Below are 11,270 nucleotides of genomic sequence, written 5' to 3'. Positions count from 1 at the left end.
AACAACCCGACAGATATAAACGCCTTGTCTACGGAAAACCCCACCGCCTCCCGAGAGGCTCAGAGCACCGTCACTACGGGCTCTGTTGGTCTTGTTGCGCCGAAGAGCCACCGGTTTAGCGAGCCACTGCAGCTGGCCTGTGGGCGCATATTGCAGGACTACACCCTGGTTTATGAAACCTATGGCGAATTGAATTCCGATAAAAGCAACGGGGTTTTAATTTGCCATGCGCTATCGGGCCACCACCACGCTGCTGGTCGGCACGGCCCCGATGACAAGCGACCTGGCTGGTGGGATCACTACATCGGCCCCGGTAAGCCTATCGATACCGATAAATTTTTTGTCGTCTCTCTCAATAACCTGGGTGGCTGTCATGGTTCTACCGGACCGGTTTCCACCAACCCGGCTAGCGGCAAGCCCTGGGGACCTGATTTCCCCTCGTTACGGGTGCGCGATTGGGTGCACAGCCAGGCGCGTTTGGCGGATTTACTGGGTATAGAACAATGGGCGGCAGTGATTGGCGGCAGCCTGGGAGGGATGCAGGCCATGCGCTGGTCACTGGAATACCCAGAGCGGTTGCGTCACTGCGTAGTGATTGCTTCGGCAATGAAACTGTCAGCGCAGAATATCGCTTTCAATGAAACTGCGCGACAAGCCATCACCTCGGACCCGGATTTCTGTGAGGGGCGCTACCTGGAGCTGAACAAGTTGCCGCGCCGTGGTCTGGCAGTGGCGCGTATGATCGGCCATATCACTTACTTATCCGATCACGGTCTCGCCAATAAATTTGGTCGCGAGCTGCGTTCCGGCAGCTTCCAACAGGGGGCCGATGAGGAAGTTGAGTTCCAGATCCAGAGCTACCTGCGCTATCAGGGGGATACCTTTTCTAACAGCTTTGATCCGAATACTTATATTTTGATGACCAGGGCGTTGGATTATTTCGACTTGGCGCGGGAGTATGGTGATGACCCGGTGGCGGCATTTGCCAACGCCCGCTGTCGCTTCCTGCTGATTGCCTTCACCTCCGACTGGCGCTTTGCACCCGAACGCTCACGGGAGATTACCGACGCCCTGATGCATGCCAATGTGCCGGTAAGCTACGCCGAAATCGAATCTGCTATGGGCCACGATGCTTTCCTATTGCCAAATGAGCGCTATGAGGGAATCTTTCGCACTTATATGCAGCGGGTTGCTGTTGAGCAGTTAGAGGACAGGGATTGATGCGTATAGATCTCGATGTTATCCAAGCGTGGATAGCGCCCCATAGTCGTGTGTTGGACCTGGGTTGTGGTGATGGAACTCTGCTGGAACAGCTCGGCAAGAACAAGGGGGTGATAGGCTACGGCCTGGAGATTGACCCTGAGCAGATAACGCGCTGTGTGGAACGCGGAGTCAATGTGGTTGAGCAAAATCTGGATGCCGGACTCAGTAACTTTGCCGATGGCAGCTTTGACGCGGTGGTGATGACCCAAGCGCTGCAGACATTGCGTCACCCGCATCTGGTAGTGGGGGAGATGCTGCGGGTAGGGCGTGATTGTATTATCACTTTCCCTAACTTTGGGCAGTGGAAGGCACGTTGGCACCTCGCTTTTTCTGGACGTATGCCGGTCTCCGATTTATTACCATTTGAATGGTATAACACGCCCAATATTCATTTTTGCACTTTTCGAGATTTTGAAGTGCTATGCAAACAGAACGAGTGGACTATTTTGCACCGCCAGGTAGTATCCGAGTCGAAACTAGGTGTGGCCCTCAAAGACTTTTCACCAAATTTGTTCGGTGAAACCGCGATATATCATCTGACTCGCTAAACTAATATCTGCGCCAAGTTTTTGTCCCCAGTTTTGGGACAAGGCGCAGGTTTTGGTGGATGCCACCGATGGGCTGGCCTACCACCGGGATACAGCGCCAGGGCTCTCAGTGGCTGGCGCTCATAACAATTGGAGGTGAAGTGTGAAACGAATCCTTGCCGCGGCCGCTACCCTGGCCTTGCTTTTCTGGACCGCCAGCGCTGCTGCGCAAGAGGCCCGTGTTATCAAGAACTATGAGGATTTCGGTGACTACCGGGTAGTCTATTCGGTATTTAACAGTGACTTTATCCAGCCAGATATCGCGCAGAAGTACCAGCTGGTACGGGCCAGAGACCGCGCTTTCGTCAATGTTTCAGTGGTGAAGAAAGATGGTGGCACCCGCGGCCTGAGTGCTGAGCTGTCGGGCAATGCAACTAACCTGATCCAGCAGTCGCGGCCACTGAAATTCCTTGAGATTCGGGAGGGTGATGCGGTTTATTATTTGGCACCGTTACGGTTTGAGAATGAAGAGACTCTCACTTTCAATGTAGATGTGACCCTGCCCAATGGTAAAAAAGAGAGAGTGACATTCCGGCGCAAGCTGGAAAGGCCATAGTGGGACTGCCGAGTTCTGCTCCCAGTGCGGCGTGGCGATACCTAAACGCTCCCGAGAATCCATCGCGGGCCATGGGCCCGCTTTTTGTTTGATATAGCATGCTAAAAAGAATTGTTCTGGCCAGCGGCAACGCCGGCAAATTGCGCGAGTTTTCCCAGCTTTTCAGTACCTGGGATATTGAGGTTCTGCCCCAATCGGAGTTCGGCGTTGCCGATGCTGAGGAGACAGGCCTGAGTTTTATTGAGAATGCGTTGATCAAGGCCCGCCACGCCAGCCGCATCAGCGGACTGCCCGCCCTGGCTGATGACTCTGGGCTGGCGGTGGATGCGCTCGGCGGTGCACCGGGGATCTACTCGGCGCGCTATTCCGGTGAAGGGGCCACAGACGCCCGCAATAACAGCAAATTGCTCGATGCCCTGCAGGGTGTCGAAACATCGGCTCGGGGCGCCAGTTTCCACTGTGCGCTGGCTTTTGTGCGCGCTTATGATGACCCTGTGCCCCTTGTATGTAGCGCCCAATGGCGAGGACGCATACTGGAGAAGTCCATGGGAGAACAGGGTTTTGGCTACGATCCCTTGTTCTTTGTGGTCTCGGAGGGTATGACTTCGGCGCAACTGCCGCGCGAGCTGAAAAACCGCCTTAGCCATCGTGCTCAGGCAATGGCACAATTTGATGTGATGTGGCGTGAAAATATGTCAGGTGCCGACCTTGCCTGAAAGTAGGGGCACACTGCAGTTGCCACCTCTGAGTCTCTATGTGCATATTCCCTGGTGTGTACGCAAGTGCCCCTATTGTGATTTCAATTCTCACCAGGCTGCCCAGGACCATACCGATACTGAATACGCCCTACCTCAGGCCGATTATGTGGCACAGCTGCGGCGTGATTTGGTGAGCCAGTTACCTTGGGTACAGGGGCGAAAACTACAATCTATCTTCTTTGGCGGTGGCACCCCGAGTCTGTTCTCTCCCGAAGCAATTGGGCAAATCTTGGAAATGGCTGAAGAGCTTGTGGGGTTTGCAAAGGGTATCGAGATTACATTGGAAGCGAATCCGGGTACCTTTGAGCAGGCAAAATTCACGGGCTACCGTGCAGTTGGGGTCAATCGCCTGTCGATTGGGGTGCAGAGCTTCAATAGTACGCAGTTATATAACCTTGGCCGTATTCACAGCGGTGATGAGGCAGCCGGCGCTTTGGAGATGGCACGCAGGGCCGGTTTCGACAATATCAACCTGGATCTGATGCACGGTCTACCGGAACAGACGGAGGCGGAGGCGTTGGAAGACCTGCGTCGCGCTGTGTCCCTGGCACCTGAGCATATCTCCTGGTACCAACTCACTATTGAGCCCAATACGGCCTTCTATAGTGCACCACCTTGCACTCCTGGATCACAGCTGATTGCCAGCATGCAGGGCAGTGGCCGTGAGCTCCTCGCCTCAGAGGGATATTTCCGCTATGAAGTGTCGGCTTATAGTGGGCGGGGACTGGAATCCCGCCACAATCTCAACTACTGGTCATTTGGTGACTACCTGGGCATTGGGGCTGGAGCCCATGGCAAAGTGACACTACCGCGGGAAAGGCAAGTGGTACGCAGTCGCCGAACACGTACACCGCGGGACTATCTTTCAATCTCTTCAACCAAGGATGAATTACTGCCTTGGGAACTGGCGGCACCCCACGTGGATGCTGTTGAGTTGCAGGACCTGCCGTTGGAATTCCTGATGAACGCTCTGCGTCTGGTCGATGGGGTGTCCCTGGATACTTTTGCTCGTTATACCGGCCTGCCCCTGGAGCGGCTGCAGCGGCAGTGGCCGACCCTGGAAGCTATGGAACTGGTGCAGCCTCTTGAACAACGCATCGCCGCCAGCGCGTTTGGCTTCAACTATCTTGATGAGATTCTGCAGTGCTTTCTGGAGCAGCCGTGAAGCCCTGGGGACTTGAAAAGCGGATCAGCGCCCCAATCTACGCACATAATGGCGCATCCTGGTTGTGTTACCACAACCTGCATCATGAGATGATGCGTCTGCGGTGGCCCCGCATTGAGTAACTAAAGAACAGGAAAGCAATATGAGCGAGCACGCAATCATCAATGTAACTGACGCAGAGTTCGAAGCTCAGGTTCTCAAGGCTGACGGCCCGGTGCTGGTAGACTTCTGGGCACAGTGGTGCGGTCCGTGCAAAATGATCGCTCCAGTCCTGGATGACCTTGCAGGTCACTATGGTGACAAACTAAAGATCGTCAAAGTCGACGTGGATACCAATAAGGAAACTCCGGCAAAATACAATGTACGCGGTATTCCCACCTTGCTGCTATTTAAAGGCGGCAATGTGGAAGGAACCAAAGTTGGTGCCCTTTCCCGTGCCCAGCTGACCGAGTTTATCGACAGCCAGCTGTAATCTGGCCAGTCCATCCTGTAAAGAAGGTAAATTTCTTTGCAGGATGGAAAACACCCGTTATACTGGCTGTAATTCTGTAATAGTTGAGCCAGCTGTGAATCAGTGACGAACAGCTGAAGAAAACGCCCCTCCACAGGGTCCCTGACCATTCCCGGCGTGTATATTCCTCAAATTGAGCTTAATTGATAGTGCTCTACCTTTTGATTATGGAGAGCTGAAGCTTGAATAGGTATTACGCTTTTGATAGGCAAGGCTACCTCGGTGTACCGGGCAAATAAAAGAGCAAACCTCTGATTTTCAAACCCCTCCCTAAAATAATTTCCGGCGTGTCCGCGCCATATGACAACTGAAACCTTAATAAGCAATTGGTATGAATCTCTCCGAATTAAAAACCAAACCCATTGAAGAGTTGATTGAAATAGCCAAAGGTATGGGCCTGGAAAACCTGGCCCGGTCGCGCAAACAGGATATTATTTTCAATATCCTCAAGCGCCACGCCAAAAGCGGTGAAGATATTTATGGCGATGGCGTATTGGAAATCCTTCAGGATGGTTTTGGATTTTTGCGTTCCGCTGACTCCTCTTATCTTGCGGGACCGGACGATATATACGTTTCCCCCAGCCAGATTCGCCGCTTTAATTTGCGTACGGGTGACTCGATATCCGGAAAGATTCGCCCACCCAAAGAGGGCGAGAGATATTTCGCTTTATTAAAAGTTAACGAAATTAACTTCGATAAACCGGAAAATGCCCGTAATAAAATTCTTTTCGAAAACCTCACCCCGCTTTTCCCTAACGATCGTCTTGCTCTTGAATGTGGCAATGGTGCCACGGAAGATTTGATTGGCCGAATTATTGATTTGGTTGCACCGATTGGTAAGGGGCAGCGCGGTTTGATTGTGGCACCACCAAAAGCGGGTAAAACAATCATGCTGCAAAATATGGCACAGGCCATTACACGCAATAACCCTGAGTGTCACTTGATCGTACTGCTGATTGACGAGCGCCCGGAAGAAGTGACTGAGATGCAACGATCAGTGCGCGGTGAAGTTGTGGCTTCTACCTTTGATGAGCCACCCGCCCGTCACGTACAAGTTGCTGAAATGGTGATTGAGAAAGCCAAGCGTTTGGTGGAACACAAGAAAGACGTAGTGATCCTATTGGATTCCATTACCCGTCTGGCGCGAGCGTACAACACCACTGTACCGAGCTCTGGTAAGGTGCTGACAGGTGGTGTGGATGCTCACGCTCTGGAGCGCCCCAAGCGTTTCTTCGGTGCCGCGCGAAACATTGAAGAAGGCGGAAGTCTGTCTATTATTGCTACTGCACTGATTGATACCGGCTCGAAGATGGATGAAGTTATTTTCGAGGAGTTCAAGGGTACAGGTAATATGGAGTTGCAACTGGATCGCAAGATCGCTGAAAAGCGGGTATACCCGGCGATAAATGTGCGCCGTTCCGGTACGCGCCGCGAAGAGCTATTGATGCCTGAAGGTGAGTTGCAAAGAGTATGGATTTTGCGCAAGCTACTTCACGATATGGAAGATGTAGCGTCAACTGAATTCTTAGTGGATAAATTGAAAGATTTCAAGACAAATGATGAATTCTTCCTGTCCATGAAACGGAAATAATTTTTATATATAAAAGGCGCCAGTATAGGCGCCTTTTATATTCTGGATTGAATAAGGCGAATATTTGCGCTAATTAATGTTGAAAAGGCGAGCTATTAGGCATATAAAGTTCCACATCGTGGCGCTGGATATGAATTTTATTGAGCAGCGCCCGACCGAATTGGCTCAGGAGTTACTCCGTTAAAGGGCCAATCTCAAATGGATAATCTGGTGGAGCTGGTTATCCATTTGTGACTGCACGACAGCCCACACATCTAGTGAGAACCTTTTGTGAATATCTATATTGGAAATCTGGCCTACGCGGTAACCTCTGATGACCTGCACGAAGCTTTCGGCGCATTCGGAGAAATCTCTCGGGCTACTGTGATCACCGACCGTGAGACTGGCCGCTCTAAAGGCTTCGGTTTCGTAGAAATGCCTAACGACGATGAAGCGCGCAAAGCAATCGAAGAGATGAACGACCAGCCTATGTCTGGCCGTAACATCCGCGTTAATGAAGCTAAGCCTCGCGAAGATCGTCCGCGTCGTCCTCGCTTCTAAGCTTGCGACAAGCTTAAGATTTTTTCGGCCCGCAGCTTTTAGCTAGCGGGCCGTTTCTTTCTTCTTTCCTTTTTGCACCCTGAATAGGGCGCCATTCCCCATTTTGTCTGTTCTGTTTTACACTGCGCGCTGGATTATTCTTTCGGCCGGTAGCTCATGAAATACAAAGACCTGCGTGACTTTATCAAGCTGTTAGAAAAACGCGGCCTGTTAAAGCGAGTTCAGCATCCTGTCGATCCGAATCTGGAGATGACGGAGATAGCCGATCGCGTGCTGCGCAGTGGGGGCCCCGCCTTACTGTTTGAAAATCCGGTGGGTTATGAGACCCCAGTATTGGCGAATCTGTTTGGTACCACCGAGCGAGTGGCATTGGGCATGGGGCGTGAGAGTATCGACGAGTTGCGCGAGGTAGGGGAGCTCCTAGCTTTTCTCAAAGAGCCGCAACCACCGGAGAATCTGCGTGATGCCTGGGAGAAACTGCCTGTCTTCAAGCAGGTCTTGAATATGGGACCAAAGGTGCTCAAGGGAGCTGCCTGCCAGCAAGTGATATTGGATAAAGGGCAGGTAGATTTACACGCGTTACCTATTCAAACCTGTTGGCCGGGCGATGCAGCGCCGCTGGTAACCTGGCCGCTGGTAATTACCCGTGGACCTGAGAAAAAACGCCAGAATCTGGGGATTTACCGTATGCAGTTGATTGGTAAAAACCGCTTGATTATGCGCTGGCTCAGTCACCGTGGCGGTGCACTGGATTACCGCGACTGGTGCAAGCAACATCCCGGTGAGCCGTACCCTGTGGCCGTTGCTTTGGGTGCGGATCCCGCTACGATTTTGGGGGCTGTAACCCCGGTACCAGACACTTTGTCTGAGTATGCTTTTGCCGGCCTGTTGCGCGGTGATAAAACTGAAGTGACGAATGCCTTGTTAAGCGAGCTCCAGGTGCCTGCCAGTGCAGAATATGTGCTGGAAGGGTTTATCTACCCCGATGATATGGCAGATGAGGGGCCCTATGGGGACCATACTGGCTATTACAATGAGGTAGATCGCTTTCCGGTATTTACCGTGGAGAAGGTGACTCACCGCAGGAATCCTATTTATCACAGTACTTATACTGGGCGGCCACCGGATGAGCCGGCAATTTTGGGAGAGGCACTCAATGAGGTATTCGTACCGATTTTACAGAGGCAATTCCCTGAGATTGTCGATTTCTATCTGCCACCAGAGGGCTGCTCCTACCGCCTCGCTGTAGTGACTATGAAAAAGCAGTATGCCGGCCATGCCAAGCGAGTGATGATGGGAATCTGGTCTTTTCTACGCCAGTTTATGTATACCAAGTTTGTGATCGTCACTGATCACGATGTTAATGCAAGGGACTGGAATGATGTTATCTGGGCCATGACGACCCGGATGGACCCGGTAAGAGATACAGTAACGGTTGAAAACACCCCGATCGATTACCTGGATTTTGCCTCACCGGTATCGGGCCTGGGTTCCAAGATTGGCTTTGATGCTACCAATAAGTGGCCAGGTGAGACCGACCGAGAGTGGGGTATTCCCATTGAGAAAGATCCAGAGGTGGTCAAAAAAGTGGATGAAATCTGGTCCAAGTTGGGTCTTGGATAACGCCATTCTTAGCAGTTTCCGTTTGCTACTCCTTTCCCATCAGGGCGCCATTGAGGTGCTTCGCTAAAGACTGCCAGTTCATCGAACTAGCAGTCGTAGCTCGCTATTTCCCATGCTTTATCGCAGTTCAATTTATCTGCATCTATAAGCCAAACCAACGACGTCAAATACTTTTATGTCATGTCTTTACGGCTTTTTAAATAAATGTGGATGAGAAATTTTGATGAGAATAATTTATACAATTGGCTTTTTGACTATTGGTATTTTGGGGATTTGGGCGATATTACCAAGTGAGCAGGAGAAAAGTGCCACTATTAATAATATTGAGGAGTTCATGCCGGCGATCATGCATGAGGCGGCCATTCCCGGTATGGCGGTGGCGAAAGTAAAGGGTGGCGAACTTGTTTTTCAACAAGTATACGGGATGGCGGACTTGGAATCTGGCAAAGCAGTCACCCTGGATACCCTATTTAATATTGCCTCAATCAGTAAACCGATTATGGGTGTTACCTTACTGCAGTTAGTAGATGAGGGAAAACTGGGGCTCGACAAGGATGTTAATGTATATCTACCATTTGTAATCGATAACCCACACATAGATGGAGAACAAATTACCTTAAGGAATTTGGCAAGTCACTCCGCAGGTATTGCAGATTATTACGATTATAATAATTATTCAGAGAATCGTGATCCAGAAATCAGCTTGGAGCAGCATCTCCGCTCACTGCTCATTAATACTGGTAGTCTTTACAACAATGGAAATTATTTTCTGAAATCGTTCCCAGGAGAAAGCAGATCCTATAGTAATCTATCCGCAGGCTTGGCAGGATTTCTGGTGGAGTCTGTTACTGGTCAATCTTTGGCTGGCTACAGTGATAATACATTGTTTAATAGGTTGGAGATGGAGAGTACAAGTTGGAGGCTCAATGACCTGGATTTGGACTCTATAGCCGTTCCCTATAAGGTGGAACAATGTATTCCATTTATTGGGCTGTGTACTGATAGTGAATCCAGTAAATTAAATTACCTTATAGGAAAATTTATCAACCCACCTTTTGAATATAGGTCTTTCCATCCCTATCCGCACAATGGCAACCCTCAGTATCCAGATGGAGGTATTCGTACAACTATTACAGATCTCAGCGACTTTTTGCTTGCTATATTGCACAACCGAGATAAGTCTGACAGGAAGATTCTGTCTGATTCTATGTACAAGGAAATGTTTCGCTTACAATTGCCAGAGACAATTTCCGACTCGCAGCGTTTTTTCTGGCGGGATCGTAATGGGCTTACGGGGCATATGGGATCAGATTTGGGTGTATTTACGGCAATGTACTTTGATATTGAGCGTAAAGATGGATTTATTATCCTGATGAATCGGGGCGTTGATGCTACATCAGCGGTTGCGATGAAGAAGATTGCTAGTCGTCTAATGGAAATATAGTAATAATTTTGTCGATCAATATTTTAAGCGGGTCATGTGGACGATCGATTCTGGGGGGGGCTCTTAAGCACCCTGAATATAGGGAGCTAATTGCAAAACCGAAAAGTTATTTGGTGAAGCTCAAGTAAATATAACGACCAAGTTTGAAAGTTCACTATAGATTCCCAGAACAACCGACACACTTGGAGGATTTACCAGCGAACCACCAGCACTACTTAGCTTTTGAGTAGCTGGAATACGGCAAACTCCTAGGCAAAGAAGGCTAGAGTGAGCCAGGCAGCTTTGTGCCGTCTGAGATGACGCTAGTGCGCATATAAACTGTCATTGATCTCTAAGCTAAATTACTGACAGTTATTCTATTCAGTAAAGAGCGGCAGTGCTTTTTCCTGCCATCTTTTTTTACGCGCTTGCTTCATCGCAATTCCCATAAAGTAGTATGATCCACAGGATCTTGAACTTTAGTGTCCTAGTCTAATGGAGCACATGGTTGTGTGCCCTGTTGGATGAGCTACTGTGGCTTTCGCAAGGTTGATAAAGCTGGCTTTAGGTGACAGGTATTGCCGAAGTTTATATGGTTGTGTTTCTGCTGACAAAACCTATTGATTTTGGAGACTGATTTAAAAATTACAAAGTGAAGGAGTGGTAAAAAATGGAATTGATTATCTTTGTCATCATAATGGTGGCGGTATTGGTTTTGCCGCTAAAGTTAGCAGCGGCCATGCTGGGAGCGAAAAATACCGGGGTTTTTTATTGCCTCTTTGCCCTGTTATTGGCTCTGATTATTCAACGGATTGTCGGGGGCATGTTGCCAGGGGTGAGCGATAGTGCCGGCGTTTTAATGACGATTCCATTGGCGGCTATTGCCTATATGCTGGTTTTGGGGACAGGCTTCTTAAAGGCAATACTTATTGCTCTTCTACAGGGAGTAATTACCTTTTTTGCGATGTTGTTATTTGCGGGGATGTTTGTGAATATCTAAGTAATTCGTTTTTCCAAATGTACCCTTACAATATTTCTGATCGCAAGCAGGGAGCCTTATGCCGAGGACCCTGCTTGAATCTCAATTTAAATTTTTCCTGCCCCTGGGCTTTTGCTTTAATTTTCTGTTGTCGCTGGGCAATTGTTCGAGTGTTACTCCAGTCTGCTGCTAGTGTTCAAATATGGAATGTCCGCTATTTGACGACGAAAACGCGCTATTGGCAGATGTGGCCCCTTTGGGAAAGGGCCACATA

The 11,270-nt window shown here is 49.7% G+C and carries 11 protein-coding genes; all 11 read left to right on the top strand.

What is annotated here, in order from left to right:
* Positions 1-24: 24 nt before the first annotated feature.
* Positions 25-1,221 carry a homoserine O-succinyltransferase MetX gene (metX, locus tag ACCI49_RS05340; RefSeq protein WP_371837941.1) on the top strand — a complete coding sequence of 399 codons (1,197 nt, stop codon included), beginning with the start codon at positions 25-27 and terminating at the stop codon, positions 1,219-1,221.
* Positions 1,221-1,811 carry a methionine biosynthesis protein MetW gene (gene metW / locus ACCI49_RS05335; RefSeq protein ID WP_371837940.1) on the top strand — a complete coding sequence of 197 codons (591 nt, stop codon included), beginning with the start codon at positions 1,221-1,223 and terminating at the stop codon, positions 1,809-1,811. The genes metX and metW overlap by 1 nt, the downstream gene beginning before the upstream one ends.
* A 142-nt stretch (positions 1,812-1,953) precedes the next feature.
* Complete coding sequence (locus ACCI49_RS05330) at positions 1,954-2,406, top strand: DUF4426 domain-containing protein (RefSeq protein WP_371837939.1); 453 nt, start codon at positions 1,954-1,956, stop codon at positions 2,404-2,406.
* Between the two features lie 98 nt (positions 2,407-2,504).
* On the top strand, positions 2,505-3,122 hold the full coding sequence (gene rdgB, locus ACCI49_RS05325) for an RdgB/HAM1 family non-canonical purine NTP pyrophosphatase (protein WP_371837938.1): 618 nt from the start codon (positions 2,505-2,507) through the stop codon (positions 3,120-3,122).
* Complete coding sequence (gene hemW / locus ACCI49_RS05320) at positions 3,115-4,329, top strand: radical SAM family heme chaperone HemW (protein WP_371837937.1); 1,215 nt, start codon at positions 3,115-3,117, stop codon at positions 4,327-4,329. The genes rdgB and hemW overlap by 8 nt, the downstream gene beginning before the upstream one ends.
* Before the next feature lie 142 nt (positions 4,330-4,471).
* Positions 4,472-4,801, top strand: a complete 330-nt coding sequence (gene trxA / locus ACCI49_RS05315; protein WP_371837936.1) for a thioredoxin TrxA — start codon at positions 4,472-4,474, stop codon at positions 4,799-4,801.
* A gap of 370 nt (positions 4,802-5,171) precedes the next feature.
* On the top strand, positions 5,172-6,431 hold the full coding sequence (rho, locus tag ACCI49_RS05310; RefSeq protein WP_371837935.1) for a transcription termination factor Rho: 1,260 nt from the start codon (positions 5,172-5,174) through the stop codon (positions 6,429-6,431).
* A 270-nt stretch (positions 6,432-6,701) separates the two neighbouring features.
* Positions 6,702-6,971 (top strand): RNA-binding regulator, encoded by a 270-nt coding sequence (gene rbp / locus ACCI49_RS05305; RefSeq protein ID WP_108731407.1) that lies wholly within the window; start codon positions 6,702-6,704, stop codon positions 6,969-6,971.
* A 156-nt stretch (positions 6,972-7,127) separates the two neighbouring features.
* On the top strand, positions 7,128-8,594 hold the full coding sequence (gene ubiD, locus ACCI49_RS05300; protein WP_371837934.1) for a 4-hydroxy-3-polyprenylbenzoate decarboxylase: 1,467 nt from the start codon (positions 7,128-7,130) through the stop codon (positions 8,592-8,594).
* Between the two features lie 223 nt (positions 8,595-8,817).
* Positions 8,818-10,038, top strand: coding sequence for a serine hydrolase domain-containing protein (locus ACCI49_RS05295; RefSeq protein ID WP_371837933.1), 1,221 nt, complete (start codon positions 8,818-8,820; stop codon positions 10,036-10,038).
* A 649-nt stretch (positions 10,039-10,687) separates the two neighbouring features.
* Positions 10,688-11,017: a hypothetical protein gene (locus tag ACCI49_RS05290; protein ID WP_371837932.1), complete on the top strand. Its 330-nt coding sequence runs from the start codon at positions 10,688-10,690 to the stop codon at positions 11,015-11,017.
* Positions 11,018-11,270: the final 253 nt, after the last annotated feature.

The sequence above is a fragment of the Microbulbifer epialgicus genome, from assembly GCF_041447265.1.
GTDB lineage: Bacteria > Pseudomonadota > Gammaproteobacteria > Pseudomonadales > Cellvibrionaceae > Microbulbifer > Microbulbifer epialgicus.
This window is presented reverse-complemented; position numbering and strand designations above follow the sequence as displayed.

Bases quoted from the DNA above. Each gene is read 5' to 3' on its own strand.
- ACCI49_RS05295 (WP_371837933.1), top strand. From the start codon at position 8,818: ATGAGAATAATTTATACAATTGGCTTTTTGACTATTGGTATTTTGGGG.
- ACCI49_RS05290 (WP_371837932.1), top strand. From the start codon at position 10,688: ATGGAATTGATTATCTTTGTCATCATAATGGTGGCGGTATTGGTTTTG.
- ubiD (WP_371837934.1), top strand. From the start codon at position 7,128: ATGAAATACAAAGACCTGCGTGACTTTATCAAGCTGTTAGAAAAACGC.
- trxA (WP_371837936.1), top strand. From the start codon at position 4,472: ATGAGCGAGCACGCAATCATCAATGTAACTGACGCAGAGTTCGAAGCT.
- rho (WP_371837935.1), top strand. From the start codon at position 5,172: ATGAATCTCTCCGAATTAAAAACCAAACCCATTGAAGAGTTGATTGAA.
- rdgB (WP_371837938.1), top strand. From the start codon at position 2,505: ATGCTAAAAAGAATTGTTCTGGCCAGCGGCAACGCCGGCAAATTGCGC.
- metW (WP_371837940.1), top strand. From the start codon at position 1,221: ATGCGTATAGATCTCGATGTTATCCAAGCGTGGATAGCGCCCCATAGT.